Source organism: Deinococcus sp. JMULE3 (genome assembly GCF_013337115.1).
Taxonomy (GTDB): Bacteria; Deinococcota; Deinococci; order Deinococcales; family Deinococcaceae; genus Deinococcus.
Window position 1 is genome coordinate 1,769,038 of sequence record NZ_SGWE01000004.1, and the last position, 25,963, is coordinate 1,795,000.

The 25,963-nt window shown below is 70.7% G+C and carries 27 protein-coding genes, 2 tRNA genes, 1 other RNA gene and 1 riboswitch; of the genes, 12 read left to right on the plus strand and 18 right to left on the minus strand.

From position 1 onward, the window contains the following. Positions 1-17 precede the first annotated feature (17 nt). The 3 genes from EXW95_RS11460 to EXW95_RS11470 all read right to left on the minus strand — a co-directional run bounded on the left by EXW95_RS11460 (position 18) and on the right by EXW95_RS11470 (position 4,429). Positions 18-893 (minus strand): DNA polymerase beta superfamily protein, encoded by an 876-nt coding sequence (locus EXW95_RS11460; RefSeq protein ID WP_174367559.1) that lies wholly within the window; start codon positions 891-893, stop codon positions 18-20. 188 nt (positions 894-1,081) lie between these two features. Next, positions 1,082-3,073, minus strand: coding sequence for a DUF4132 domain-containing protein (locus EXW95_RS11465; RefSeq protein WP_174367560.1), 1,992 nt, complete (start codon positions 3,071-3,073; stop codon positions 1,082-1,084). Positions 3,074-4,024: 951 nt separating this feature from the next. Next, entirely contained in the window at positions 4,025-4,429 is a 405-nt protein-coding gene (locus EXW95_RS11470; RefSeq protein ID WP_217449191.1) for a hypothetical protein, read from the minus strand. A gap of 135 nt (positions 4,430-4,564) precedes the next feature. Between EXW95_RS11470 and EXW95_RS11475 the strand changes: the two genes are divergently transcribed. Continuing rightward, positions 4,565-5,437, plus strand: a complete 873-nt coding sequence (locus EXW95_RS11475; protein ID WP_174367561.1) for a metalloenzyme domain protein — start codon at positions 4,565-4,567, stop codon at positions 5,435-5,437. Positions 5,438-5,698: 261 nt separating this feature from the next. On the opposite strand, the gene EXW95_RS11480 is transcribed toward EXW95_RS11475, so the two are convergent. Then, a complete protein-coding gene (locus EXW95_RS11480; RefSeq protein ID WP_174367562.1) occupies positions 5,699-6,322 on the minus strand; it encodes a phosphoribosylanthranilate isomerase in 624 nt (207 codons plus the stop codon). Then, the gene (locus EXW95_RS11485) at positions 6,319-6,564 is read right to left on the minus strand and encodes a hypothetical protein (protein ID WP_174367563.1); all 246 of its coding nucleotides are present in this window, start codon (positions 6,562-6,564) and stop codon (positions 6,319-6,321) included. Before EXW95_RS11485 ends, EXW95_RS11480 begins: the two co-directional genes overlap by 4 nt. 140 nt (positions 6,565-6,704) lie before the next feature. On the opposite strand from EXW95_RS11485, the gene EXW95_RS11490 reads away from it, so the two are divergent. The 4 genes from EXW95_RS11490 to EXW95_RS11505 all read left to right on the plus strand — a co-directional run bounded on the left by EXW95_RS11490 (position 6,705) and on the right by EXW95_RS11505 (position 10,545). Continuing rightward, positions 6,705-7,937 (plus strand): phosphotransferase, encoded by a 1,233-nt coding sequence (locus EXW95_RS11490; protein ID WP_174367564.1) that lies wholly within the window; start codon positions 6,705-6,707, stop codon positions 7,935-7,937. A gap of 106 nt (positions 7,938-8,043) precedes the next feature. Then, positions 8,044-9,027 (plus strand): TrkA family potassium uptake protein, encoded by a 984-nt coding sequence (locus EXW95_RS11495; protein WP_174367565.1) that lies wholly within the window; start codon positions 8,044-8,046, stop codon positions 9,025-9,027. Between the two features lie 37 nt (positions 9,028-9,064). Then, positions 9,065-9,715 carry a DsbA family protein gene (locus EXW95_RS11500; RefSeq protein ID WP_174367566.1) on the plus strand — a complete coding sequence of 217 codons (651 nt, stop codon included), beginning with the start codon at positions 9,065-9,067 and terminating at the stop codon, positions 9,713-9,715. Positions 9,716-10,001: 286 nt separating this feature from the next. Then, positions 10,002-10,086: riboswitch (cyclic di-GMP riboswitch) on the plus strand. 63 nt (positions 10,087-10,149) lie between these two features. Continuing rightward, entirely contained in the window at positions 10,150-10,545 is a 396-nt protein-coding gene (locus EXW95_RS11505; protein WP_174367567.1) for an Ig-like domain-containing protein, read from the plus strand. Positions 10,546-10,548: 3 nt separating this feature from the next. On the opposite strand, the gene EXW95_RS11510 is transcribed toward EXW95_RS11505, so the two are convergent. The 5 genes from EXW95_RS11510 to EXW95_RS11530 all read right to left on the minus strand — a co-directional run bounded on the left by EXW95_RS11510 (position 10,549) and on the right by EXW95_RS11530 (position 16,152). After that, positions 10,549-11,661: a GNAT family N-acetyltransferase gene (locus EXW95_RS11510; RefSeq protein ID WP_174367568.1), complete on the minus strand. Its 1,113-nt coding sequence runs from the start codon at positions 11,659-11,661 to the stop codon at positions 10,549-10,551. 22 nt (positions 11,662-11,683) lie between these two features. Next, on the minus strand, positions 11,684-12,067 hold the full coding sequence (locus tag EXW95_RS11515) for a hypothetical protein (protein WP_174367569.1): 384 nt from the start codon (positions 12,065-12,067) through the stop codon (positions 11,684-11,686). A gap of 3 nt (positions 12,068-12,070) precedes the next feature. Further along, positions 12,071-13,126 (minus strand): agmatine deiminase family protein, encoded by a 1,056-nt coding sequence (locus EXW95_RS11520; protein ID WP_174367570.1) that lies wholly within the window; start codon positions 13,124-13,126, stop codon positions 12,071-12,073. 66 nt (positions 13,127-13,192) lie between these two features. Then, positions 13,193-15,580: a glutamine--tRNA ligase/YqeY domain fusion protein gene (locus EXW95_RS11525; protein WP_174367571.1), complete on the minus strand. Its 2,388-nt coding sequence runs from the start codon at positions 15,578-15,580 to the stop codon at positions 13,193-13,195. A 98-nt stretch (positions 15,581-15,678) separates the two neighbouring features. Continuing rightward, complete coding sequence (locus tag EXW95_RS11530) at positions 15,679-16,152, minus strand: hypothetical protein (RefSeq protein WP_174367572.1); 474 nt, start codon at positions 16,150-16,152, stop codon at positions 15,679-15,681. Positions 16,153-16,247: 95 nt separating this feature from the next. On the opposite strand from EXW95_RS11530, the gene EXW95_RS11535 reads away from it, so the two are divergent. Beyond that, positions 16,248-17,003, plus strand: a complete 756-nt coding sequence (locus EXW95_RS11535) for a GNAT family N-acetyltransferase (protein WP_174367573.1) — start codon at positions 16,248-16,250, stop codon at positions 17,001-17,003. A gap of 76 nt (positions 17,004-17,079) precedes the next feature. On the opposite strand, the gene EXW95_RS11540 is transcribed toward EXW95_RS11535, so the two are convergent. The 3 genes from EXW95_RS11540 to EXW95_RS11550 all read right to left on the minus strand — a co-directional run bounded on the left by EXW95_RS11540 (position 17,080) and on the right by EXW95_RS11550 (position 19,765). Then, positions 17,080-17,751 (minus strand): hypothetical protein, encoded by a 672-nt coding sequence (locus tag EXW95_RS11540; RefSeq protein ID WP_174367574.1) that lies wholly within the window; start codon positions 17,749-17,751, stop codon positions 17,080-17,082. A 177-nt stretch (positions 17,752-17,928) separates the two neighbouring features. Further along, positions 17,929-18,381 carry a multidrug DMT transporter gene (locus EXW95_RS11545; protein ID WP_174367575.1) on the minus strand — a complete coding sequence of 151 codons (453 nt, stop codon included), beginning with the start codon at positions 18,379-18,381 and terminating at the stop codon, positions 17,929-17,931. A gap of 232 nt (positions 18,382-18,613) precedes the next feature. Beyond that, complete coding sequence (locus EXW95_RS11550) at positions 18,614-19,765, minus strand: S1C family serine protease (protein ID WP_174367576.1); 1,152 nt, start codon at positions 19,763-19,765, stop codon at positions 18,614-18,616. A gap of 87 nt (positions 19,766-19,852) precedes the next feature. Here EXW95_RS11550 and EXW95_RS11555 point away from each other — a divergent pair, with 87 nt between their 5' ends. Beyond that, positions 19,853-20,299 carry a gamma-glutamylcyclotransferase gene (locus EXW95_RS11555; protein WP_174367577.1) on the plus strand — a complete coding sequence of 149 codons (447 nt, stop codon included), beginning with the start codon at positions 19,853-19,855 and terminating at the stop codon, positions 20,297-20,299. A 53-nt stretch (positions 20,300-20,352) separates the two neighbouring features. On the opposite strand, the gene rpsO is transcribed toward EXW95_RS11555, so the two are convergent. Further along, a complete protein-coding gene (gene rpsO / locus EXW95_RS11560; RefSeq protein WP_058974249.1) occupies positions 20,353-20,628 on the minus strand; it encodes a 30S ribosomal protein S15 in 276 nt (91 codons plus the stop codon). A gap of 180 nt (positions 20,629-20,808) precedes the next feature. On the opposite strand from rpsO, the gene EXW95_RS11565 reads away from it, so the two are divergent. Both EXW95_RS11565 and ffs read left to right on the plus strand, forming a co-directional pair. Further along, positions 20,809-20,892 (plus strand) — tRNA-Leu (locus EXW95_RS11565). A gap of 105 nt (positions 20,893-20,997) precedes the next feature. Beyond that, positions 20,998-21,096, plus strand: an RNA gene (ffs, locus tag EXW95_RS11570) — signal recognition particle sRNA small type. Positions 21,097-21,183: 87 nt separating this feature from the next. On the opposite strand, the gene EXW95_RS11575 is transcribed toward ffs, so the two are convergent. After that, entirely contained in the window at positions 21,184-21,402 is a 219-nt protein-coding gene (locus EXW95_RS11575) for a hypothetical protein (RefSeq protein WP_174367578.1), read from the minus strand. Between the two features lie 88 nt (positions 21,403-21,490). After that, positions 21,491-21,844, minus strand: coding sequence for a hypothetical protein (locus EXW95_RS11580; protein WP_160977635.1), 354 nt, complete (start codon positions 21,842-21,844; stop codon positions 21,491-21,493). 79 nt (positions 21,845-21,923) lie between these two features. On the opposite strand from EXW95_RS11580, the gene EXW95_RS11585 reads away from it, so the two are divergent. Further along, entirely contained in the window at positions 21,924-22,646 is a 723-nt protein-coding gene (locus EXW95_RS11585) for a carbonic anhydrase (RefSeq protein ID WP_174367579.1), read from the plus strand. Positions 22,647-22,726: 80 nt separating this feature from the next. Here the strand turns inward: EXW95_RS11585 and EXW95_RS11590 are convergent, their stop codons facing one another. After that, positions 22,727-23,962, minus strand: a complete 1,236-nt coding sequence (locus EXW95_RS11590; protein WP_174367580.1) for an aminopeptidase — start codon at positions 23,960-23,962, stop codon at positions 22,727-22,729. Positions 23,963-24,070: 108 nt separating this feature from the next. Here EXW95_RS11590 and EXW95_RS11595 point away from each other — a divergent pair. Beyond that, positions 24,071-24,147: transfer RNA gene (locus tag EXW95_RS11595), tRNA-Pro, on the plus strand. Positions 24,148-24,261: 114 nt separating this feature from the next. Here EXW95_RS11595 and thrB read toward each other — a convergent pair. Then, a complete protein-coding gene (gene thrB / locus EXW95_RS11600) occupies positions 24,262-25,197 on the minus strand; it encodes a homoserine kinase (protein ID WP_174367581.1) in 936 nt (311 codons plus the stop codon). 324 nt (positions 25,198-25,521) lie between these two features. On the opposite strand from thrB, the gene EXW95_RS11605 reads away from it, so the two are divergent. Next, positions 25,522-25,791: a GlsB/YeaQ/YmgE family stress response membrane protein gene (locus EXW95_RS11605; RefSeq protein ID WP_058974243.1), complete on the plus strand. Its 270-nt coding sequence runs from the start codon at positions 25,522-25,524 to the stop codon at positions 25,789-25,791. Positions 25,792-25,963 lie beyond the last annotated feature (172 nt).

The window sequence follows — 25,963 nt, forward strand, 5'->3', positions numbered from 1 at the left end:
AGGCACCGGGCAGCGGCCTACCAGTCGAGCGCGGCGCGGCGGGCGTCCAGCAGCCACGCCTCGACCCGCGCTGCGTCGGGGCGTTCGGGCAGGCGGGTGTGCGCGGCGGCGTGCTCGAACTCGGCCTGCAGGGCCTGCCGCCACGCGTCCGCCTCGGCCCAGGTCGTCTCGCCGCGCTTGATGGCCAGCAGGGCGTCCCGGTGCGGGGTGACGTCCACGAGCACCTCCCCGGTCCGCAGGGCGTGCGCGCCGCTGATCAGCAGGCGCAGCAGGTGCACCAGGTGTTTCGGGCGGGCCTCGCCGTGCGTGCGCCGCTCGTTCTCCAGGCGGCGGAACTGCGCCCGGACGTACTCGCCGTACGTCGTGACGATCAGGCGACTCAGGAACGCGTCCCGGAGGTTCAGCATCGCCGCCGCGACCGGCGTGACCGTCAGCGGCAGCGGTGAGGCCAGGACCTCCAGCACGTTCGGGTTCGCGCGCAGCGCCAGCCGCACGAACTTCCCCGCCTCCCAGTACACCTCCTCGCGGCCCGGCGACTCGAACTCCAGCTGCTCGGGTACACCCGCGAGGCTCCAGTGCAACCGGGCGGGCGGCAGGTAGAAGCCCCGTACGTCCGTGTCGGACGCGTCCGTGCCCAGCCCGAAGGCTCGACTGCCCATCACGCAGCCGTACTGCACGAAGGGCCGCAGGTTCCCGTGATCGGCCGGGATCGCCTCGGCGTCCGCGCGGGCCACCTTCAGATGCACGCGGTTCACGGCCCGCACCACCCCGGCGAAACTCACGTCGTACACGCTTCCCGCCCCGCCGGTCACGACACCCCACGTGCCCTGCGCCAGCCCGGGCAGGGGCACATGCAGCGCGACGCGCGTTCCGGGAGGCAGGTCACGGGTCATGCCCGTACGCTAGCGGGTCGCCGGGGCCTGCGGCATCCGCCATCCGGCACAGGTGAAGCAGACAATAAAAAATCCGCCTCTCGGGCGGTGATGTCCAAAACTATAGCGCGGTATGCAGGATCGGTCAAGGGTATGCGGGTGAACCGGGTCACGCACGCTGCATGACCCGGCCCTGGCTGTGTGTGGCGTCAGCGGGTCAGCTGGTTCAGGATCACGGGGTCGGTGATGGCGGTATCGTCGGCCAGCAGGAACGCCTTGCTGAGTACCAGGGACAGTACCCGGTCACCGTCGAAATCCACGTCCGGGCCACTGCCCTTCCCGCCAGGGATGATGCACAGGTACTGGTTGTCCGGTTCCATCAGGATGTTGCTGGAGCCCAGGTGAATGCGGTACGCGCGCCGGTCGCCCTGCACCCGCAGGAACCGGCCGTCCAGCGAGAGGCGGTCCCGGATCTTCAGGCGCGGAATGAGGCGTTCGAGGTACGCGGCGCGGGTCCTGGCCGTTTCGTTCAGTTCCCCGAAGGAGTACGACTGCCAGTACTCCCGGAACCGGCCGCCCGGACCGCCGTCCTGCCACGTCGGGTCGTTGCCGACGGACGCGACGCCCACGAACAGGTCCACGTCGCGCAGCACCTCCGAGAGGACCAGGGGTGGGATGTCAGCCAGTGGTAGCGGATTCAGGGGTTGCTGCGCCTGATTCACCCACATGGTGTACCCGCCGCCCCCGGCGTGCGCGTGGTTTTCCGGGGCGGCCAGCGGGTAGAAGCGCACCTGATCCGTCGTCAGGCGCAGGTACGCGCCGGACTCGGTGGAATCCTCACCGTAGTTCTCGCCGATGCCCTCGATCCAGTACTCGGCGCGCAGGCCGTAGGCGGGCAGGTCACGCATGGCGGGCGGGTAACTGTCGTCCACCATCAGGCGCAGGCGGTTGCGCCACCCGCGCAGCGCCGCCAGCGCATGAAACTGATGCTGGCGCAGGATGTGCCCCGCGAAGCGGTTCGAGTACGTGCCCGTACGCCGCTCCGCGTCGGTCAGCACGTACACTTCACGCCACGCCTGCTTGAACGGCTGCCGCACGTCCAGCGCCTCCAGCCGCGCTCGCCACGCCAGCACCTCATCCACGTCCCGCCCGATCGGGTGCCACAGCGTCACGCCCGAGGTGGGGGACACTGCCACTGGCTCGCCCTGCACGTCCCGCAGGTCACCGTCCCCCCACAGTGCGGGCACGCCGTCCACCAGCCAGATCAGGCGGCGCGCCACCGTCCCGGCCAGCGGGTGATTCAGGTGCCGTTCCAGCCACGCCGCGCCCACCCAGGTGCGGGGTTCGATCATCAGCGCGTCCAGCCGCTGCGCCAGGGCCGCCGTGACCTGCTCGGCCTCCTTCTGCGCGGCCTTCAACTCCTTCATGTCCTCCGCGAAATCCTTCTTCACGGCCGCCGGAACGCTCTTCAGCGGCTTACCAGCGCGGGAGAACTCCAGATGCGCGCCCCGCGCGTCCACGCTCAGCCGAACCTGCACGTCCCCCAGCACCTCCACCCGCTCACCGACCACGCCCAGACCCAGGGTGGGCGTGCCCAGTTCCAGCAGTTCGTCCGGCGTCACGTTCAGGCGCGCCGCCACCACGTCCAGCGCCTTGCGCACCTCCTTCAGCGTGCCCTTGAACGTCACGGTCGTGTTCAGTCGCGCCAGCGCCGACAGCGCCGCCCCGGACTCCGTGCGCGACAGCGCGTACACCGCCGCGTTCGCGATCTTCGGCGCGCGCGGCCCCACGCCCGGCACCTTCCGCAGCGCCGCCTCTGCCACGCCCGCCACCGCCCGCGTCAACGCGTCGTCCGCCGCCAGCGGCACCATCCACAGCAGCCCCTTCAGGGACAGCGCGTTGAACTCGTCCAGCAGCAGGTTCGGATCACCACCGTACTGTCCGGGATTCAGGCGGAACGTCCGGGGCCTGGACAGCAGCGGCAACGCGTCCGTCAACACCTCCCGGAAGGGCGCCGCCCCGACCGCCTTCACGTGCGCTCCGGCATCCCTGAGCCACTTCGCCGTGGGTTTGCCCGCTGTCGCCGTGCGTGCGAACGCCATCAGCGCAGGCCACGGCTCCCGCCGCTCCGGGGGCAGGGCGTCCAGGCGAGCCAGCACCGCATCCGACCACGCCTCACCGGGATTCAGTTCCGGCGTCAAGATGTTAGAAACACTGATCCACCACGGGTACTTTTCAGCCGTTGGTCCCCAGTAGGTCACCAGTGCCGAGCGGCGCGCTGCGGCCAGGGCCAATGGGGACAAGATGGCGGTCTTGGTGGCCCTCTGTACCAGGGCAGGCAGGAATGCCTTGGTGGGCACATCGGCGTAGGCACTCAGAGGGGCGGCCTCCGGTTCGACCCTGACAGCCAGGATATGGGCGACCTCGTCGTCGCCAATTTCCTGAAGCAGGTGAGGAAGTGCCGTGTCAGACGCTGTCTTCCAGGCGTTGGGAGCTTCCCTCCACCCCACCTGTGGCGGCGCCGTCTGAGGATGTGCAGATGTATGAAGGTCAAGGACCCGGCCCAGAAGGTAGCCCTGCTGACCCGCTGGGATGCTGGGGAGCGGGGGGGGCTGCCGCACCTGAGACGTGTCATAGCGTCCAAGGCGCACCTGTTTCACGAGCAGGGCCAGCCATAGATTCGCCGCTTCCTCCCCGGATGCGTCAGCGAGTCGCTGTTCCAGATCACGCAGTTCGTCCAGGTGACGGACGGCCGCTGTGGCGGCGACCCGCAGCGGAGCGGTTTCATCCGCCGCAACGTGGCGCAGACGGGGCAGCAGAAGCCCCTGCACCTCGGCGGTGAGGCCGAACCATTCGTGCAGGAGGGTCGTCGCAGATGGGGTGAAGTGCTGCCACGCGGTCATCACGCACCCGGCGACCAGATCGGGTTTCAGAAGGGCCGCGTGGGGCCGGATGGCCTCACTGAGCAGATGCCGAACCGCTGCGTGGCGTAACTCTTCGCCTTCCAGCAGGGTGTTGATCCGGTTGGCCTCCGCCTCCTGCCTCGTGAAGGCAGGGGTCAGAAGTTGCTGAAATGCAGTGAAGGTCGCCTCGTCCACCTCTCGCCCGTTGATCTGATGCCGTCCATGGCTGGTTGTCGTGGTGATCATCGCTCAGCCCCCCACCAGTGGGGTGAGTTTGAGGAAGGTAACGTCCAGTGGTTCATCGAGTCGCAGGGTGACGGTCTCGTCGAGGCTCTCGGCCTGTCGGTCGCCGATCAGGATGATCAGGCCGTTGCGGGTGAAGGCTTCGGTGGCGCGGGCGTACTGCTGTTCCCAGTGGATGCGGTGCGGGCGTGGGGTGGCGGGGCTGTTCAGGTCGCGTTCCATGCCTTCGGGGATGACGAGCCCCCGGAAGCGTTGGGTCTGGGTGGCGTTGTGGTCGGTGCATTCCTGGTAGACGCGGCGGCGGATGAGTTCGCGGATGGTGACGGTTTCCTCGGTGAAGTCGAGGGTGAGGGCGGGGGTGGGGTGGGGGCGGGTGGTGGTTTCGTCGAGGATCTGTACGGCGTAGCGCATGGGTTCGCCTCCTGATTATGTTACCAGCGTATCACAGTGGGCGGTGAATTGCGGATCAGGTCACACGGCATGCGGACGGTGTGACCCTCACGGTGATCCGGGCCGCGCGGACTATGCTGCCCGGATGGAGCGTGCGTGAGCGGGATCGTGTGGCTGGCGCTGGACGGCGTGGGGCACCCGCAGGACGCGCCGGGTGGGAGTGTCTGGGAGCAACCGCTGGGGACGCTGCGGCCGCTGGTGGACGCGGGGCGGTGCCTGGACGCGACGCTGGGCGTGCCGGGCCTGCCGCAGTCGGGGACGGGGCAGGCGTGCTGGCTGACCGGGACGGACGCGGTGCGCGTGATGGGGGAGCATTTCGGGCCGCATCCGGGGCCGACCCTGCAGCGGCTGCTTCAGGAGGGGGCGCTGCCGGTGCGGCTGGCGCGGGCCGGGGCGCGCGTGGCGCTGGGGAACGAGTACGTCCCCGCGTACTTTCAGGCGCTGGAATCGGGGGCGGGGCGCCGCAACCGCATGGGCTGCTTTCCGTTCGCATTCCGCGCGGCGGGGCTGCCGCTGAATCCGCCGGGCGTGCCGCTGCTGGGCGCGACGCTGGGTCTGCCTTATGCGCGGCCCTGGGCTGTAGTGGGGGAGGAGGGGGCGGCACTGGACACCCTGGCGCGGCACGGGGCGGCGCTGGCCCGCGCGGCGACTGAAGTCGATCTGCTGGCGCTGGACCTGTGGTTCAGTGACCTGCTGGGGCACGCGGGCGCGCCGGACGTGCCGGGGGACGCGCTGGCGGCCGGGCGGTCGTACCTGCGGCGGGTGGACGCGCTGCTCTTGGGCCTGCTGGATGCGGGCGCGCGGGTGGTGGTCAGTAGCGATCACGGGAACCTGGAGGACCTGCGCACGAAGGGCCACACGCTCGCGCGGGTGCCGTTCGCGGGCGCCGGGGTGGATCTGGGGCAGCCGGGTGATGTGGTGGAGGCCGGGCGGGTGCTGGCGGGCTGGTTCGGCCTGCCGGGTGCTTGACCGGCCCTGGGGTGGTGTTGCTAGAGTGCCCGGCGGAACCGTTCAACGTGAGAGGTGGCCCTGCGGGGGCCGCGTGCAGGGCATGAGCCGGGCGATTCGCTCAGGTTATCCACAGGTTTATCCACAGGCGTTGTGGACAGCCTGTGGATAAGGTGAATCCCCCGGTGCCGAGGGACCGGTTATTTGTCCGTGTGAAACACACTTTTCACGCCTCGCGTGGAACTCTTCCACAACCGGGAAAGTTATCCACAGGTGCCCGTTTCACTGTGGATAACTCCGGGCAGCGCGGCGCGTTTCCTGCACGAATTCCCGCACGGCCTCGGGATTCTTCACGCCGGGGCTCGCCTCCAGGCGACTCACGGCGTCCACCCCGGCGGGGTGCAGGGCCGTCATGGCGGCCGCCACGTTCCCCGGTCCCAGGCCCCCGGCCAGCCACGCCCCATCGGGGAAGAAGGGGCGCAACGCGTCCCAGTCGAGCGGAATGCCGCCGCCGGGTTCGGGCGCGTCCAGCATCAGCGTGACGCCTCGGTGCCCGTGCCACATGTCCGCCTCGCCCGCCAGATCGGCGGGGCGCACGACACGCAGAACGGGATAATACGCGGCGACCGCCATCACGTAAAGACTTGACAGGCGTCCATGCAACTGCACGGCACTCACCCGCGCGGCCTCCGCCGTGCGCAGCACCTCGTCCAGCCCCTGATCCAGGAACACGCCCACCCGCGCCACGCTGGGCCCCACGCTCAGGCCCGCCTCGCGCGCCACCTGCGGCGACACCAGCCGCCTGCTGACCGGCGCGAAGATGAAGCCCAGCGCGTCCGTGCCCGCCTCGGCACTCAGCACGGCGTCGTGCACGCTGGTCGTGCCGCACACCTTCACCCGCGTCACTGCGGCCCCCGCGCGGCTTCCAGTTCGCTCACGCGCGCCTCCAACGACCGCACCTGCCGGGTCAGGGCCAGCAGCAGCAGCGCGTAATGGTCGTAGATCTTCGGGCGTTCCATGCGCAGCTCCCCGGCCATCCAGCCGTCCAGCAGCCGCTCGGCCTCCTGCAGCACCTCGGCGTCCGGCACGTCCCGGTAGGAACGGTTGCCCATGATCTCCCGCGCGAAATTCAGTTCCCGGTCACTCATGCGCGTCATTCTCCCTGAACGGCGCGCCCCCCACCATGACCACCGCCGGACGTCCCGCTCGGCGCGTCACCGGGTCCGTGCCGGGTGGCTGCGTCATCTGACAGATGCCCGCTGGGGGCGGCGCGTGCGAGGCTGCGTCCATGACCGAACCCGTGCGGCGCGAGACGACCCTGCACCTCCTCCTGACGCGGCCCGGCGGGGCGGAGGTCGCCTGCCGGACCCTGACCGTGGACACGCCCGTCTACTACGGCGAGCACGTGCTGGAGGCCGCGCGGGCGGCGGGGGTGGAGGGCTGGCTGGGGCGGCGGCTGGACTTCACCCGGCACGGGACCGGGGGGGACGGCGTGACCCGCGCCACGTGCGCGTGGCAGCTGTTCACCCCCGACCCTCCGGAGGGCGCGCCGGTCCCGGAGGAGCTGCGTGAACTGGCGGACGCCGCGCGGACTCCTGCTCGCACCCCGTGGTTCGGGCCGGACTGGCACGCGGCGGCCCTGGCCTGGCTGGACGACGAACTGGCCGCGCAGGACCGCCCCCGCACGGGCGCCCCGGTCGTGCTGAAACACTGGCAGATCAGCGTCCTGTGGCGCGTCCCCACGCGGCGGGGGGACGTGTACTTCAAGGCCGTCCCGGACTTCTTCGCGCGGGAGGTGACGGTCACCTGCGCGCTGGCCGGGGTGCCCGGCGCGGCCCCGCCCGTCCTGGCCGCCGACACCCGGCGCGGCCTGCTGCTCCTGGACGGCTGCGGTGAGGTCGGGGGCGACCCGGCGGCCGTGCTGCGGCAACTGGCACGGGTGCAGCGCGACACGCGCCACCTGCTGCCGGGCCTGAACCTGCGCCCGCGCGGCCCCACGTACCTGCTGGGCCAGCTGGACGCCCTGCTGAGCGACAAGAGTCTGCACGCGGACGAGCACGGGCCGCACCCCGACGCCCTGACCCCTGACGAGGCCGCCGCGCTCCGCGCCCGCCGTCCCCAACTGGAGGCTGCGCTGCACCGCCTGCACGGCAGTCCGGTCCCCCTCACCCTCGGGCACGGGGACCTGCACGGTGGGAACGTCACCACGCACGAGGATCAGGTGACCATCCTCGACTGGTCCGACGCCAGCCTCACCCACCCCTTTCTGGACGCCAACCCCGCCTACCTCTGCCCGGACGGCACCGACCCCGCCACGCTGGACGCCGCGCGCGACGCGTTCCTGCGCGAATGGACGGACCTCGCCCCGCTGGACACGCTGCGCGCCCTGCACGCCGACGCCATGCTGGCCGGGGAACTGCACCGCGCGCTCGGGTACGCCGACGGCATCCAGGACGCCGTCGAGGACCGCCGCGAGTGGGCGGGCGCGCACCTGTGGCACCTGCGCCGCCTGCTGCCCTGACCGTCCGCCGGACGTGGGACAGAGCCTGATCCGCGTCCGGCAGGCGCGCTGCCCGGTGCCCGCGTTCGGCGCGACTCACCGCTGAGCGCCCCTCTACACTGGAGGCATGAACCGCCGTCCCGCCGTGCTGCTGGCCCTGATCGCGGGGCTGGTGGTGTTCGGCACGGTCGGGTACCGGGTGCTGGAGGGCTGGTCGTGGCTGGACTGCCTGTTCATGACGGCCATGACCCTGACGACCGTGGGGTACGGCGCGCCGGGCGAGTTGCACACGGACGGGAAGGTGTTCAGCGTGGTGCTGATGCTGGTCGGGATCGGGCTGATGCTGTACCTGCTGACGCTGCTGGCCGAGACGATGCTGCGGACCGTGACCGACCCGGACGCGGCGCGGCGGCGCAAGGAGAGGAAGATCATGAGCCTGAAGGATCACACGATCGTGTGCGGGTACGGGCAGGTGGGCGAGGCGGTCAGCGTGGCGCTGCGGGGCGCGCGGCGCCAGGTGGTCGTGGTCGATCACCGCCCCGAGCACCTGGAGTGGGCGCAGACGCAGGGCCTGCACACCCTGGTCGGGGACGCCACCGACGAGGACGTGCTGCGCCGCGCCGGGATCGAGCGGGCGGCGTCGCTGGTCACGGTGATCAACAGTGATCCCAGCAACCTGTACGTGGTGCTGTCCGCCAAGGGCCTGAACCCGGGCGTGCGGGTGATCGCGCGGGCGAGTGACGAGTCGGCGGCCCGCAAGATGCGCCGCGCCGGGGCGGACGAGGTCGTGAATCCGTACCAGCTGAGCGGGAACCGGATCGCGGCGATGATGCTCGCGCCGCGCCTGAGTCGCCTGCTGAGCGGCGACGTGACCAGCGAGCACTTCACGATCCGCGAACTGAGCGTCCCGCCGGGCATGGTGGGCCGCACGGTCGCTGACCTGGGCCGCGAGACGGGCGCGCTGGTCGTGGCGATCTGGCGCGACGGGCAGCCGCTACGCAGCCGCGCCGAGGACGTCCTGCGGGCCGGGGACGCCGTGCTGGTCGCGGGCGCGGCGGCGGAGGTGGAGGCCGTGCAGTCCGGACCGGCGGGCGGAGTGCAGCCCGCGTGACGTTCCGCCGCGCACCTCAGGGTGTACGGTGCCCCGCATGACCCGAGCGACCGAGCTGTACTTCGACTTCCTGTGCCCCTACGCGTGGCGTGGCGTGGAACTCGCCGCCGTCCTGAAAACGGAGGGCGAGGCGTTCACCCTGCGGCACTACTCGCTGGTCGAGGGGAACCACGCGGACAACGCGAAGGAGCTGTCGTGGCGCGTCACGGATCAGAGCCTGGACGCCCCGGACGGCGAGGGGTACATGAAGTACCTGAAGCCCGGCCTGCGCGCGTTCCTGGCGTCCCACGCGGCGGCCCTGCAGGGCGAGGCGGCCCACTGGGCGTTCACGCTGGCCCTCTTCCGCGCCCACCACGAACGCAAGGAGCCCCTGACCGAGGGGGTCATCCACGCGGCGGCGCAGGAGGGCGGTCTGGACCTGGACGCCTTCGCGGCGGCCCTGGCCGACGAGCAGGCCCGCCGCGCCGAGTTGCGCGCCGACCTGGACGCCGCGCGCGAGGTCGGGGTGTTCGGCACGCCCACCTTCGTCCTCCCGACCGGCGAGGCCGCGTACTACCGCTTCGAGACCCTCACCCGCGAACCCACCCAGGCGCGCCAGTGGTGGGACCTGTACCGAGCCGTGCTGACCAGCGAGGCGGGCATCGGCACGATCAAACGCGCGAAGAACCGCCCGCCCCGCCGCGCCTGAGCCGGACTGCGGCTGAGCAGGAGAGCAGCGGGTGCCGATCTGTGAACCGAACCAACGGAGGAGGCGGCCTCCGGTTGAGGCAGTGTCGGAGATCGGCGGGACCCCGGAACCCGGTTTTCTCCTGCTCGCTCTGCTCGGGTTGCAAGTTTTTGCAAACCTTTCAACCGGAGTCTGTGTCACCTCGGGGTCCCGCTGCTGTGGGTGGCCTGTGCGGGGCTTCATGGCGGCGCGCGTGACAGATCTGACGGAAAGGTGAAGGCAGCATGAAGGCCTCGCTGCGGAGTACCGGGCGAGAAGAGGCGATGAAGCGCGGTCCCCTATCCGGGCACCTGGGACGCGCGGAGCCAGTGGTGCGACCGACTTTTCGACCCTGTCCAGACCGGCCCCCGGCCGGGACGGACCAGACCCACTGCGGCAACGCAGCAGGAGTACTCATGCGCATACTCGTTCCGGCACTGCTGGCCGTCCTGGCCACCAGCTGCGGCGCGGCCAACACGCCCGCCGCCCCCACCCCCGCCACCACCCAGACCACCGCGCCCGCACTTGACACCCAGTCCCCGTCCGTCACGATGGTCGTGTTCCCGAAGACGCTGCGGGCGCAGGGCACTGTGAACTTCCAGCTCGGCACGCGGGACAACACCGCCGTGGACCGCGTCGTCCTGACCATCGACGGGAAGACGTTCGTGGACGACCCCACCGCGTACAACTCCTACGCGCAGTATTTTGACGCGGCCGCCAACGGCGAGCACACCGTCACCGTCCGTGTGTACGACCGCGCCCAGAACGTCACTGAGCAGACTCAGACGTTCACAGTCCAGATCGGCCCCTGACGTTCAGCGGGTCAGGCCGCTGCGGCGGTCCATGTACGCCGCGTACGCCGGGTCGGCGCTGCGCAGCAGGATGGCCATGACGCCGTGCTCGTCGATCTGCACGCCCTGGAAGCGGAAGCCCGCGCGGAGTTTCGGGACGATCACGGCGTTGTTCGTCAGGTGATGATGGCTGCGCACCAGCGGGTAACCCTCGCCGTGCAGGGCGTCCAGCACCACGGGCAGCAGGCGGGTGTACACGCCCCGCCCCCGGTGCGCGGGCAGCAGCGCGGTGTTCACCATGTACGCGGTGCGGGTGTCCCACGCGCGGCTGGCCTGCCACCCGGCCACCCGTCCCGCGTGACTGATCAGCCAGCTCCACAGCGGACCGCGCGGCGCGGGCGCGGCTTTACGGTCGCCCCAGTCGAACGAGTCCGTCTCGTACGCGCTGGCCTCCAGCTGCGCGTACACCTCGCGGTACGTGGCGGTCGGCACGCGGTGCAGGCGGTACCCGCCGCCCAGGTCCACGCCCGTCTCGGCGTCCGCCGGGAGGGGGAGGTCGGGCGCGTCGGCCAGACCGGGCAGTCCTTCGTCCGGGACGCCCAGTCGCCGCGCTGCCTCGCCTGAGGGCGCGCGGAAGCCGCTGCGGACGTGCATCGCCTGCCCGTACGTTCCGTCCAGGCTCAGGGTCAGCGCGGCATTCACCCCGCCCTCGTACGCATTCAGGCCCTGAAGGTGAAACCCGGCGCGGAGCTTCGGGATGATCACGGCGTTGTTCGTCGCGCGGTGGTGACTCTGCACCAGCGTGAACCCCGCCGCGCGGAACGCGGCCAGCAGGTGCGGCAGCAACCGCGAGTACACCCCGCGCCCCTGATGCTCGGGCAACAGGCCGGTGTCGGCCATGTACACCGTCCGCTCGTCCCGCGCGTGCGCGTGATGCCAGCCGATCAGTTCCGCGCCGTGGTACACGCCCCAGTTCCACGACTCGCCCAGCGGCGGGGCCGCCCGCACCGGCGGATCGAACGCGAACAGCGAATTCCCGCCGAAGATCCGGTCCTCCAGCCGCGCGCACGCCGCCCGGTACTCCACCAGCGAGATCGGGCGGGCCGAGTACCCGCCACCCAGGTCGAGGTCAGTCACGCCGTCACTCTGGCACGCGCCGTCAGCGGGCGCGGCTCATGTGGAGGTTGTACACCTGACCCTGCCACCCGGCGTCCCCCTGGAGGGCGTAGTGGACGTCCTCCAGGGCGACCTCGCGGCCCTGGGCGTCCGCGAAGCGCTCGCCGTCCAGCGGGCGCAGTCCCAGCGCCTGTTCGATCAGGCTCAGCAGGCGCGGTTCATCCATCAGGGCACGGAAGCTCCCGAACGACACCTGCCGTCCACTGCCCGGCGCGACGCTGCCCGTATACCGGGGGCGGGCCGCGCCGCAGGCCGGGCAGGGACCCAGCAGGCCCAGCTGCTGCTCGTACACCAGCCAGCGGTGCCCGCACGCGGGGCACGCCACGGTGCAGCTCGGCTGATCCTCGGGCAGCGGCTGGAACGGCACGCCTCAGGCGTCCTGCATCCAGGGCGTCCCGGCGGGCTGCTGCTGCGTCACGCAGTGGAAGCTCCCGCCGCCCTCGATGATCGCGCGGCTGCTCAGGCCGATCACCTCGCGGCCGGGGAACAGCGGCGTCAGGACTTCCAGGGCGCGGGCGTCGTTCGGGTCGCCGTACTGCGGGACGACCACGAACCCGTTCCCGATGTAGAAGTTCGCGTACGTGGGCGGCAGGCGACCCTCCGCGCCCTCCAGGTAGGTCGCGGGGAGCGGCAGCTCCACGATGCGGAAGGGCTGCCCGTCCTGGTCGGTCATGGCCCGCAGGTCCGCGAGGTTCTTCGCCATGACCGCGTGGTTGGGGTCCTCGGGGTTCGGCTCGACACTGGTGACGATGGTCCGCTCGTCGGTGAAGCGCGTGATGGTGTCGATGTGCCCGTCGGTGTGGTCGTTCTCCAGCCCACCGTCCAGCCACAGGAGTTTGCGCACGCCCAGCGTGTCGGCCAGCAGGAAAGCGTAACCCTCCTCGGTCAGGCCCGGGTTGCGGGTGTCGGTCAGGAAGCACGACCGGGTGGTCAGGCCCACGCCCAGGCCGTTCACCTCCAGCCCGCCGCCCTCCAGCACGAACGGCTGCGCCCAGCGGTGCGTGCCCAGCTGCCCGGCGACGTACTCGGGCACGCGGTCGTCGTTGCCCCAGTTGAACTTGCCGCCCCAGGAGTTGAACTTCCAGTCCACCAGCGCCAGGTCAGCGTCACGCTTCACGAAGATGGGGCCGTTGTCGCGCATCCACACGTCGTCCAGCGGCACGTCGTGGAACGTCACGTCCGCCCCGGCCAGGCGCGCGCGGGCGTCCGCGCGGCTCTCCTCGTCCCGCACGAGCAGATGCACCGGCTCGAAGCGGGCGATGGTCCGCACCAGTTCGGCGAACTCGGCGCGCACGCCCTCCAGATGCCCGAACCACAGGTCGTCGTCGGCGGGCCAGCTCATCCAGGTGGCGGCGTGCTCGGCCCACTCGGCAGGCATGGCGAAGCCCAGGTCGCGGGGCAGGTCGGCGGGGGTCACGTCAGACATGGGGGTCATTAAAACAGACCCGGCCTCCCTGAAACGGAAGGCCGGGAACACGGAACGGAGGGGGCTTCAGCCGTTCAGTGCGGTCTGGAGGGCGGCGTTCAGCGTGGCGGGGTCGGCCTTGCCGCCGCTGAGCCGCATGACCTGCCCGGTGAAGAAGCCCAGCAGCGCGGTCTTCCCGGCGCGGTAGGCGTCCACCTTGTCGGCGTGGTCGGCCATGACCTGCGCGATGGCGGCGTTCAGGGCGTCCTCGCTGAGGCCCCCGGCGAGGTTCTCCCGTTCGACCATCGCGGCGGGGGCCTCGCCGGTCTGCGCGGCGCGTGCCAGGACGTCGCGGGCGACGCGGGTGGTGACCTTCTTGTCACTCAGCAGCGCAGCCAGCGGGGCGAGGTCGGCGGCCGCCACCCGGACTTCACCGGCGCGCAGGCCCGGCGCGAGGTCGTTCGCGGTCCAGCTGGCGACCTGCGCGAACGTGCTGTCCTGCGTGGCCCCGCCGAGGAAGGCCAGCAGCGCGGCGTCACGCGCGAGGGTGCGGGCCTCGGCGTCCGGAACGCCCAGGGCAGTCAGGCGGGCCACCTCGGCCTCCTGTTCGGGGGTCAGAGTGGCGGGCGCGGGCTTCTCGGTCGGCTCGGGTTTCACAGCCTGGGCCTTGGCAGGTTTGGGGGCCTTCGCGGGCGCCTCGGCCTTCTGCGTGGCTTTCGCCCAGGCGTCCTTCAGGGTGATGATCCGCCCGAACACCAGCGCGTCCTCGCGGCTGTCCACCGGGTCACGCCAGAAGTAGCCCTGCCGTTCGAACTGGTAGCGGGTGCCTGCGGGGTCGCGCGTGACGCTGGGCTCCACCAGTCCGCGCGTGACGCGCAGGCTGTCGGGGTTCAGGAACGCCATGAAGCCCGCGTCGAGGGGTTTGGTCTCGTCCTCGTGCCCGATCTCCTCGGGCGTCGCGGCCTCGGGGTTGGGCACGCGGAACAGGCGGTCGTACAGGCGGAACTCGGCGGGCACGCCCTGCTCGGCGCTGACCCAGTGGATCACGCCGCCCGCTTTGGCGTCCTCGCCCAGCAGCGTGGCGTACACGCGCGTGACCTGCCCGCTGTCGTCCACGTCGAAGCGGTCGGCGCGGATGATGCCCGCCCCGCGCAGGCGCACCGTGCCGCCCGGCGTGAGGCGCTTGAAGCCCTTGGGCGGCTCGGGGTTGAAGTCGTCGCGTTCGATGACGAGTTCGCGGGTCAGCGGCACGTCGCGCACGGCGACCTCGGGGGCCACGCGTTCCCCGCCAGGCAGGGCGACCAAGCCGTCGGGCGAGTCGCGCACCACGTCGAACGGCCAGTAGGGGAGACTCAGCGTCTGCGCCTCGGTCAGGTTTTCCAGCGTGACGGGCAGCGGGTCCAGCACCGCCATCACGCGCGGCGCGCGGTGGTTCAGGTCGCTGCGCACGGCGTTCTCGTACACGCTGAGGTCCACGGTGCGGTTCGTGCGGCTCACGCCGATCTGCGCCGCGAAGGCCCGCACGGCCTCCGGCGTGACGCCCAGGCGACGCTGCGCGCGCAGGGTGGGCATGCGCGGGTCGTCCCAGCCGTGCACCGCCCCGGCCTCCACGAGCTTGCGCAGCTTGCGCTTACTCGTGATGGTGTACTCCAGGCCGCGCCGCCCGAACTCGTACTGGTGCGGGCGCGGATTGAAGCCCAGCCGTTCCATCAGCCAGTCGTAGATGGCGCGGTTGTCCACGAACTCCAGGCTGCACATCGAGTGCGTCACGCCCTCCAGCGCGTCCTGCAGGGGGTGCTGGAAGTCGTACATCGGATAGATGCACCACGCGTCGCCCGCACGGTAGTGATGCCCGCGCAGGATGCGGTACAGCACCGGGTCGCGCAGCTTCATGTTCGGGCTGCCCAGGTCGATCTTCGCGCGCAGCACGTGCGCGCCGTCCGCGAACTCCCCGGCGCGCATGCGGCGCAGCAGATCCAGGTTCTCCTCGGGCGTGCGGTCCCGGTACGGGCTGGGCGTGCCGGGCGTGCGGGCGTCGCCGCGCAGGCGGGCCATCTCGTCACCGGTCACCGAGTCCACGTAGGCGTCACCCTGCCGCACCAGCTGCTCGGCGTAGGCGTAGTACTGCTCGAAATGGTCGCTGGCGTAGTACAGGTGCTCGCCCCAGTCCCAGCCCAGCCAGCGCAGGTCGTCCGCGATGGCGTCCGCGTACTCCTGCGTGGCGAGTTCCGGGTTCGTGTCGTCCATGCGCAGGTGGTAGCGCCCGCCGTACTGCGCGGCCGTCTGGAAATCCAGGAACGACGCGAAGATATGCCCCAGGTGCGCGTACCCGCTCGGTTCCGGCGGGAAACGCGTCACGACCTGCGGGTACTTGCCGCCCTGCAGGTCGCGTTCGATGATCTCGGTGATGAAGTTCGGGGCCACGCGCGGCGCGCGGTCACCGGCGGCGGGAGGAGTGGAGTCGGGGGCCGTCATGCCGCCCAGCATAGCGGGGGCAGGTGCGGGGGCGCCCGAGCCCGGGAACAGTTCACGCCCCCGGAATCGTGTCTCCGGGGGCGCGGGCAGGTCCGGGTTTACAGCGTGACGTGGTACGTGACGACCGCAGGCACCAGGAACAGCGCGCCCATGATGAACGACAGCGCCAGGTTGTGCTCCTCGCGCATCTCGCGGCGGATGTAGCGCAGCACCCCCTCGCCCTTGCGGCGGGCCAGCGTGCCGAACACGGCCAGGACGCCCAGCGTGAACAGCAGCAGCGTCACGATCACGGCCACGGCCAGCCACGTGAACGCCTCCGCCCAGGTGCCACCTTCGGGCACGGGGCTGGCGATGGTGCGGCTCAGGAGCAGGCTGAAGCCCAGCGACACCCAGAAGAACACCGCGCCGATCGCGGCCGTCTGGTGCTCCTCGATCTCGGTGATCAGTTCCCGCACCCGCACGCCCAGCACCGCGCGGATGAACAGCAGGCTGATCAGCAGGGTGGGCAGCCACACGGCGAGGTTCCAGCCCAGTTCGGTCACCAGGGTCGTCAGCAGGTCGGTGGGGGTCATGACCTCCAGTTATACAGGGCGCGCCCCCACAGGCCGGGTCGGAATGCCGCGCTGGCTCGCAGTGCCGCGCGCGCCGCCCCGGTACCCTGCGCGGCATGACTCCACCCGCCTTCACGCTGCGGCACGTGACCGACCCCGGTGATCCGGCCATTCCCGCGTTCGGCCGCGTGCAGGAGGCCAGCTACTACGCGCCGGACATGCTGATCCCCCCGGAGGTCTTCGCGCACCTCATCACCCGCCGCACCCCGGAGCGGGAGGACCGCCTGCTCGTCGCGCAGACCCAAAGCGGCGAGGTGCTGGGCGGCACCCTGTACGCCCTGCTGCCCCTCCCCGGCAGTCTGCGCGGGGCGGGCTTCAACTCGTTCATGGCCGTCACCCGCGCCGCGCGCGGCCTGGGCGTGGGCCGCGCCCTGCACGACGAGACCCTGCGCGTCGTGCGCGACGCCGGACTGGCGGGCATGTTCGCCGACAGCGTCCACCCCACCCGCCAGAACGCAGAGGACCGCGCCGCCGAGGCCGCGACTGGCGTGGACCCCGCCGGGCGCCGGGCCGCGCTGCACGCCCTGGGCCTGCGGACCGTGGACCTCCCGTACTGGCAGCCCGTGGGAGGTCCCGACGGCGGTCCCCTCACCGACCTGGACCTGCTGTACCAGCCCGCCCGTCCCGCCCAGACCGTCCCGCTGGCCCTCGTGACCGGCACCCTGCGCGCCTACTGGAGCGGGTGGCTCGGCACGGACCGCGCCCAGGCCGAAGCGCAGGCCCTCGCCGACCGCGCCGGACACGCGCAGGACGTGCCCCTGCTGCCCGGCACGAGCACGGCGACATGGTGGAGTGAAGGGCGGGAGGTCTGAGTGTCAAAAGGTCTGAAGGAGTTTAGGGCGCCGGTTTTCCCTTGGACTCTTCGACCTTCGGACTCTCAGCCGTTGCTTACGGCTTCAGTCCGTCCAGTACGCGTTTTGCCTGGCTCTGGAGGTCGCGTTCCAGGGGGGTGTCGGCGTTCAGGGTGACGGCGCGGGTCAGGGTGGCGCGGGCCTGGGTGTCTTTGATGAGGCTCAGGGCGATGCCCGCGTGGGCCTGGACGAACAGGGTGTCGGGGGCGCGGCGGGCGGCGGCGGTGGCCAGCGTCCGGGCGCGGTCCTGGTTGCCGCCGCTGAAGATTCCGGCTTTCGCCCAGGCTCCGGCGTGCCACTCTGCCAGGACGGCCTGGATGTCGGCGCGGTCCGGCGCGAGGTTCAGGGCGCGGTCCAGCGCGGCGCGGGCCTGCTGCGCGGTGTTCAGCGCGCCCAGCGTGTACCCTCCGGCGCGGGCCTGGAGGCCCAGGGCGCTGCCGAGCGCCAGCTGCGCGTCGGGGTCGCCGGGGTGGGTGGCGGTGGCCTGCCGGGCGGCCTGGACGGCGCGGGTGGTCCAGTCGCGGCCTCCGGCGCGGTATTCGGTCATGGCGGCGGCGGCGCGGCTGGCGGTCACGGCGTCCCCGGCCGCCTGGGCGCGGGCGTACACCTGCGCGTAGTCGCCGCCGCTCAGTGGGTCCGGGGTGGGCTGGGCGGCGCCTGTGCCGAGCAGGAGCAGGAGGGTGATGGGGAACAGGAGGCCGCGCTTCACGATTCCCAGGCTAGCGGCTGGGCGTGAAGCGCGGCTGATGAGGTGCCTCCGGTGGAACGGTGGCTGTTGACCGTTCCACCCGAGCGGATGCGCGTGGGAGTGAAACGGAGGCCGGAAGTGGAGTTCGGACTGCGGTGTTGTTCCGGAGTCTGAACGGAACGGACGGCATCCGTTCTTTCAGGCGGCGGGTTGCTCGGTGGGGGGTTCGGTGTCGGGGGTGCGGCGGGTGCGGGCGGGGCGCTCGGTGTCGCTGGGGGTGCTGATGCGGGTGAGGGTGGCGTCGAAGGCGCGCAGGGCGTCGCTGCCTTCGAGTTCGGTGACGGCGCGGGCGTTCAGCGCGGCGAGTTCCTCGCGGGTGACGGCGTACTCGGGCGCCTCGTGGCCCTTGAGGCTGTGCAGGACGCGGTAGGCGGTGGGGGCGTGGATGGTGGCGCCCTTGCTGGTGGTGATGGTGGGGTTGGTGTGCATGTCGGTGCCGATCAGGGTGATGCTCTCGGGGCTGATGAGGGTGACGCGGTCGCCGCGTTCCTCCATGTGCGCGGCGAGTTGCAGGAGGCCGCGCAGGTCGAGCATCTGATGGAAGAGGTCGAGGTGGGCGAGCATCGCTCCGGCTTTTTTCAGGGTGTCCATAATCCGCATTATTCTGTTTTAAGCAGAATTGTCAAGGCCTATTACGACAATGTGAAGACCGGGGCGTGATGACCCCGGTCCCGATGTATTCGCGCCTCATACGGATTCCGTTTGTTTCGTTGACAACCCGGAACCGCACCGGGTTGCCAACTCCACGTCCGGAACCCGTTTCTCTCCTGCTCGCATCCGCTCGGATTGAACGGCTTTATAAGCCATTCAATCGGAGTCCGTATCAGTTGCTCAGCTTGCTGCGGCCCACCAGGGTCACCTTGACTTCCAGCGGCTTGCCGTCCCGCAGGACGCTCAGGGTCACCGTATCGCCGGGCTGGTACGACCGCACGGCGTACTGGAATTCCGCGAAGTTCACGATCCGTCTGCCGTTGACGGCGGTCACGATGTCCCCGGAGACCCGCTTCGAGTCGCCGTTCAGGATCAGGGGTTTCAGTCCGGCCTGCGCGGCGGGACTGCCGCGCGACACGCTCGTGAAGAACGCGCCGGGCGTGTCGCCCAGGTCCAGCAGTTTCGTCAGTTCCTGAAAGCCCGCGCTGGGCAGGAAGAACAGCTCCGAGAAGGGGCCGCCCAGCCCGATGCCGATCACGGGCGCGTCCCGCTTCTCACCGCGTTTCATGGCGGCCACACGCGCGTCCGTGGTGCTCACGGGCACCGCGTACGAGCGGGGCTGGCCGTTCTGCGTGACTCGGATGTAACTGACGATGCCCGTCACCTCGCCCCTGACGTTCACGACCGGGCCGCCGCTGTCGCCGGGGATCAGCGGGGCGTTCATCTCCAGCGTGCCGGGCGGGAAGTCCGCGCGGCCAGGGTCGCTGTCCAAGCCCAGCAGGCGCCCGGTCTTGGGCGTCAGGAACGCCCCGCCGCCGTTGCCGATCGCCAGCGCGGTGTCGCCCACGGCGGGGCGCGCGGCGGCCAGCGGCAGGAACGGCGTCCCCTTCGGCACGTTCACGCGCAGCAGCGCGAGGTCGTCCTGGTCGTTGTACCCGATCACCTCGGCGGGGTAGCGGGTCTTGTTCAGCAGCTGCACGCTCAGGTCCGGCGCGCCCCGGATGACGTGGTACGCGGTGAGGATCAGGCCGTCCTCGCTGATCAGCACGCCGGAGCCCAGGCCGTCCGGGTCGTCGCACTGGGTGGCGCGGCACTGCTCGACGCGCACGGTAGCGGGCCGCACGCGGCTGACCAGCGCCTGCAGCCGGGCCTGTTCGGCGGCGCTCAGGGGCGCGGCGCTCTTCACGCGGCGGTCCTGGGGCGTGGGCGCCGGAGTCTGAGGCGTCGTCTGGGCCGCGGCGTGCGGCGCCACGAGCAGCAGCGTGAGCAGCGGGGCCAGCAGGGCAGGGCGGGCGTGGACGCCCGGCGCGCGCTTGAGGTTCATGCGCCATTGTCGTGGAGGAGTCGGGGGTCGGCTGTGGCGGAACTCTCCATCTGAACGTCCGGCCAGTTCGGGCGCTACAGTCCGGGCATGACCGATCCCGGCCCCCCCCGCGTGTTCGTGTACGGCACCCTGCTGCCCGGCGAACGCAACGCCCACGTCGCCGCGCGCGGTTTCACGGCGCGCCCCGCCACGCTGCGCGGCTTCACCCTGCACCACCTCCACCCCGAGGGGTACCCGGCCCTGAGTCCCGGCCCGGCGGACGCGGCGGTGCGCGGCGCGGTCCTGACCTACGACCCCCCGGCGTGGGAGGTGGCCCTGCCCGGCCTGGACGACCTGGAGGGCCTGCACGACACGCCGCCCCTGTACACCCGCCAGCTCGCGTCCCTGCAGGTGGACGGCGAAGAGGGCCTCACCGCCTGGGTGTACGTGTACGCCCGCGCGGACCGCCTCCGGGCGCCGGGCGCGAGCGTGGTGCCCAGCGGCGACTGGCGGGACGTGCCGGACCGGGACCAGCGCGGCGCCGACGGGCGGTAACAGAACACCGCCGCCCTTCCTTGCGGGGGGCGGCGGCGTGCGGGGCGCGGGTCTTAGCGGACGATGCGCTGGCCGCGGCGGATCTTCAGCTGGTCCGTCAGGGCGATGTACTCGTCGTAGCTGGTGCGCTCGAGGTACTTCAGCAGGCGGCGGCGCTGACCGTTCAGGAGCTGCAGGCCGCGCTGGCCGTGCTTGTCCTTCTTGTTGGCGGTCAGGTGAACCGACAGGTTGTTGATGCGCTCGGTCAGGAGGGCGATCTGGACGGCGGTGCTGCCGGTGTCGGTGCCGTGCTTGGCGTGGGTCTCGATGGTCTGCTTCTTGTCGATCATGGTGATACCTCTCTTGTTGTGGTGTCCCGTGCGTGTCAGCCAGGAAAAAACCGGCTTTGGCCGGGGCCTGACCGCGTCACGACGGCAAACGCGAGCATATCACGTCCGCGCGCGGGTGCAAGCGCGCGTCTTGACACGCGGGAACTTCCCCCCTAGTATTGCTTTCGCCTCTCACCCAATGCTCGGGTGGCGGAATTGGTAGACGCGCACGTTTGAGGGGCGTGTAGCTTAGCTGTGTGGGTTCAAGTCCCATCCCGAGCACCAGATAGCGCCGGATCTTCGGATTCCGGCGCTTCTTCTTGATGCCCGCCCGGCCCCTGCATGAGGGACTGCACAGCCCCGGCGGGCATGTGCTATGGTCTGAACGCATTGCTGGCGCAGCGCAGCGCGGACGCTCGAACCTGGTCAGGGCCGGAAGGCAGCAGCCATAAGGGATGATTCGCGGGTGCCGCTGCTCACCGGCAATGCTTTTTTCATGCCAACCATCAGGGGCGGCCCCGTCGCGATGTCCGGGGCCGCCCCTGCGTTCAACCGGCTGTGCAACCGGGTCGGGGGTCAGCGGGTCAGGCGGTCCAGTTCGCTCTGCGCGCCGCTCAGGCGGGCCAGCCGCACCTCGCGTTCCGTCAGGACGTGCGCCGCCCTCGTGAAGACCTCGCCGCGCTCCGGCCACGCGCCCACCCCCGTCCAGATCAGCACGTCGCCGGGCAGCTGACGGTGGGCGGGCAGGGCCGGGTCCAGCAGCGGATGCAGGGTGAGCGGGGAGATCAGCGTCATGCGCCCAGCGTGCCCCCGCCCGGTCAGGCCCGCGTCCCCGCAGGGTCAGCCCCGCGTCACGCCCACCCGCACACGTCGGCGCGCCCGGTCAGCGGGTCTTGGGCTGCAGGACCAGCGCCTGCGTCTCCTTCACGACCGCCAGGTCCCGCAGGCGCTCGCCGTCCAGATCCCCGGCCTTCACCAGCGCGTCGGCGCGCCTGCGGTCGATCGTGGCGACCTCCAGCGCGGCGGCGTCCCCGAACACCTCCCGGAAGCGGTCCAGCGGGTACTCGATGCGCCGCGAGGCCTTCAGGGTCGCGCGGTACAGGTCCGTCTCGGCGTGCTCGCCGCCCTGCAGCGCCGCCTTGATCTGCGCGCCCAGCTCGTCCCGTTCGGCTTCCAGGCCCAGGATCGTGTCGCGCAGGGTCGCGTAACGCTCGAGCAGGTCGGTCAGCGTGTCCATCCGCGCAGCATACCGGGGGGCCCGACGTGACTGGACGGGGTTCAGCGGCCGCGCCGGGCCGGGGCGTAGCATGCCGCGCATGGACGATTCCGCCACGCAGATCGCCGCCGACCTCGAGCGCCGCATCCTGGACGCCATCCGCCGGGGCGCGAGCATGGAGGACATCGCGGACATCAAGGAGTCCGACGTCGCCACGCCCGACGCCGCCATCCAGTCCCTCAAGGACGGCAACGCCCGCTTCTTCAGCGGTCAGGCCACCCGCCCGGAGATGAGCGCCAACGAACGCCGCGCGCAGATCATGGGCCAGACGCCGTACGCCGCGATCCTCGCGTGCAGCGACAGCCGCGTGCCGGTCGAACTGGTGTTCGATCAGGGCCTGGGGCAGCTGTTCGTGGTGCGCGTCGCCGGGAACGTCGTCGGCGAGGCCGGACTGGGCACCCTGGAGTACGCCATCCGCCACCTGGACGTGCACCTCGTGGTCGTGATGGGCCACGAGGCCTGCGGCGCGGTCGCCGCCGCGCTGCTGCCCGAGGAACGCGTCGCGGAGGAACCCCACCACCTCCAGAACCTGATCCGCCGCATCCAGCCCAGCCTGCAGGCCATGCCCGCCATCCGCGACAAGAAGGCCCGCATGCGCGAGGCGGTCCTGAACAACGTCCGCTACCAGGTCAGCCTCCTGCGCGACGAGCCTGTCATCCGCGAGGCGGAGGCCACCGGGCAGATCCGCGTGATCGGCGCGTACTACGAGATCGGCAGCGGCGCCGTGGATTTCCTGGTCGACGAGGAAGACCTGCGGCCCTGACCGGGTGCCGATGGCTGAAAGCAGATGGCAGATGGCCGGGGCTGGTGAGCCACCAGGCATCTGCCATGAGCCTTCTGCGTTCAGATCACGAATTCGCCCGCGCGCATGACCGCCTCGCGCTGGCCGTCCTTCGTGATGCCGTCCACGTCGATCTGATCACTGCCGATCATCCAGTCCACGTGCGTCAGGCTGTCGTTGCCACCCTTGGCATTGAAGTCCTCGAGGCTCATGTCCACGCCGCCCTTCACGTTGAAGCGGTATGCGCTGCCGATCGCGATGTGCGAGGCGGCGTTCTCGTCGTACAGGGTGTTGAAGAAGAACAGGCCCGAGCGGCTGATCGGGCTGGAGTGCGGCACCAGCGCCACCTCGCCCAGGCGGTGGCTACCCTCGTCCGTCTCGATCATCTTCAGCAGCGCGCCCTCGCCCTTCTCAGCGCTGGCCCCCGTGATGCGCCCATCCTTGAACTCGATGCGGATGCCGTCGATCAGCGTGCCGTTGTACGACAGCGGTTTGGTGCTCACGACCGTGCCGTCCACCCGTTCGCGGTGCGGGGCGGTCCAGACCTCCTCGGTGGGGATGTTCGCCGTGAACGTGATCCCGCCGGGCGTGTCGGCCGCGCCGCCGCCCCACACGTGATCGTCCGCGAGGCCCACCGTCAGGTCCGTCCCGCCGCCCCGGAAGTGCAGCGCGGCGTACTGCTTGCCGGTCAGCAGGTCGCGGCGGCGCTTCAGGTCACCCAGGTGCGCCTCCCACAGCGCCACCGCGTCGGGCTGATCGGCGCGGGTCGCGGCGAAGATCGCGTCCCACTGCTGCGCGACGGCCTGCTCGGCGCTCGCGTCGGGGAACATCAGCTCCGCCCAGCCGCTGACCGGCGCGCTGATCAGATTCCAGTTCAGGCGGTTCGTCATCACCTGCGCGGTGTACGGGCGGCGGTACGCCGCGACCGTCCGCTGGTGAGTCGCCACCCGCTCGGGGTTCACGCCGCCCAGCAGGTTCGGGTTCGTCGCGCGGATCGCCAGGACCGCGCCGCCCGCCTCGGCGGTCTCGATCTCGGCGTCCACCCGCCAGCGGCTGATCTGCTCGAACGTGCCGTCCGGTGCCAGCTCGAAGCGCGCCAGCTGCACGTCGTCATCGTCCCAGCGGACGTCCACGAAGCTCGCACCCGCCGCGTACGCCTCGCGCACCACCAGGCGCGCCAGCTGCGCCGTCTCCACCGGGGCCTGCACCAGCACGCGCTGCCCGGGCTTCACGCCCAGGCCCACCCGCACCGCCAGTCGCGCGTAGTTGCGCAGCTTCTCGTCAAAAGTCAGGGTCATGCCCGGCAGGATAGCCACGCCACCCCCACAGATACAAAGCGCGTCCCGCCAGCCCGGCATGCCCTTGACGGATTCCGGAACGCCCCCTATAGTTTTGGGGCTGGATGTCGAGGCGTAGCGCAGCCTGGTAGCGCACTACCTTGGGGTGGTAGGGGTCGTGAGTTCAAATCTCGCCGCCTCGACCAGCACGGAAGCTCCTCCTAGAGGGGCTTCCTTCTTTTTGTTCCGCACAGCTTGTTCCGTGCAGTCGAAAGCGCCGTCCCTGTTCATGGGGCGGCGCTTTCGACTTGGCCGGGCGGTTACGCCCGTTCGATCAGTGTTCCGGCGGTGTCGATGGGGAAGTCCAGCACGCGGCCCTCCAGGCCGTTGCGCTTCATCACGCCGTGCAGGTAGGCGTGCAGGGGCGCGGTGGGTTCGCGGGTGTCGTGGAAGCACAGCACGGTGGGTCCGGCGCCGCTGAGGGCCGCGCCGAGCGCGCCGTGCTTCCAGGCTTCTTCCAGGATGTCGCTCAGGCCCGGCACCAGTGGCGCGCGCCAGATCTGGTGGATGTAGTCCTGCATGGCGTGGCGCAGCAGGTCCAGGCGCCCCTGCGCGAGCGCGGCGGCCAGCAGCGCGGCGTGCGACAGGGCGTGCACGGCGTCGGCTCGGCTGTACTCCTTGGGCAGCACGGCGCGGGCCTTGCTGGTGCTCAGCTCGAAGTCCGGGATCAGGACGGTCACGCCCAGGTGGGTGGGCGGGTCCAGCCGGACGTAGTGCGTGCCCAGCTTGTCCAGTGTCGCGACGACGATCCCGCCGAACAGGGCCGGGGCGACGTTGTCCGGGTGCCCTTCCTCGCGCGCGGCGACGTCCAGCACCGCCAGGTCGTCCAGGGGGCGGCCCAGCAGTTCGTTCCCGGCGACGATCCCGGCGACCAGCGCGGCGGCGCTGCTGCCCAGCCCGCGCGCGAGGGGCACGTCGGTCTCTATTTCTATACGGGCGGGGGGCAGGGGGCGACCGGCGCGCCGCGCGGCGAGTTCCATGGCGCGGTACACGTAGTTGGTCTCGTCGGCGGGCGTGCCGTCCAGTTCCGGTCCCAGGGGAACGACCTGGGTGGTGGCCTGTGGCGTGACGCGCAGCGTGGTGTACAGCGGCACGCTCAGGCCCAGGCTGTCGAAACCGGGGCCGAGGTTGGCGCTGCTGGCCGGGGCGCGCACCGTGAACGGTGTGGTCTGGGGTGGGGGTGGTGTTCCGGGCATGTGGTGGGGCCTCCGTGTGCCCGCCATGCTACCCAGCCGCCCGCCGAGCGGGGGGGGCCGGGATAGGGCAGTGGGGTCCGGCGGGGAATAACTGTCTTACGGGTCAGGTCAGAAATGAGCGTCAGACAGGGCGTGGAGGCCCCCAGTCCTTAACCCAGGTTGGCGGGACATCCATCCCACCTTCAACCCCTCTTGAGAAAGTACGGGTCTCCACAATCGGCACTCTGGGCGGGTCGCATGCTGCTCTCACAACGAAACGGTTCACAGCGAACGCAGGAATCGTTGAATCCCATCACAAGTAACTAGTAAACGGAGGTAGGAATCATGGGTTGGATCATTACTATTCTGGTTGGTGCACTGTGCGGCTGGCTCGCGAGCCTCATCATGAAGACGGACGCCCAGCAGGGCGCGATCGCCAACATTCTGATCGGGATTGTCGGCAGCCTCCTGGCCCAGGCCATCTTCGGCAGTTGGCTGAACATCGGCGGCGCTGGCGTGGCCGGTGCGGGCTTCAGCTTCTGGAGCATCGTGTGGGGCGTGGTCGGCAGTGTCGTCCTGATCGCCATCCTGAAGGCCCTGCGCGTCCTGCGCTAACAGCCGATTCCTCTTCCGGACGGGCCCTGTGCTCGTCCGGTTTTTCATGCAGTTCGGAGGAGGGACCGCGTAGAGGCTGACCCCTTTGCCTGCTGGCCCCCTGGTGTGCTACATTCGGACGGCTTGTCTGATTTGGACCGGCGCGGCACGGCACCCAGAACGGGTACCCCCC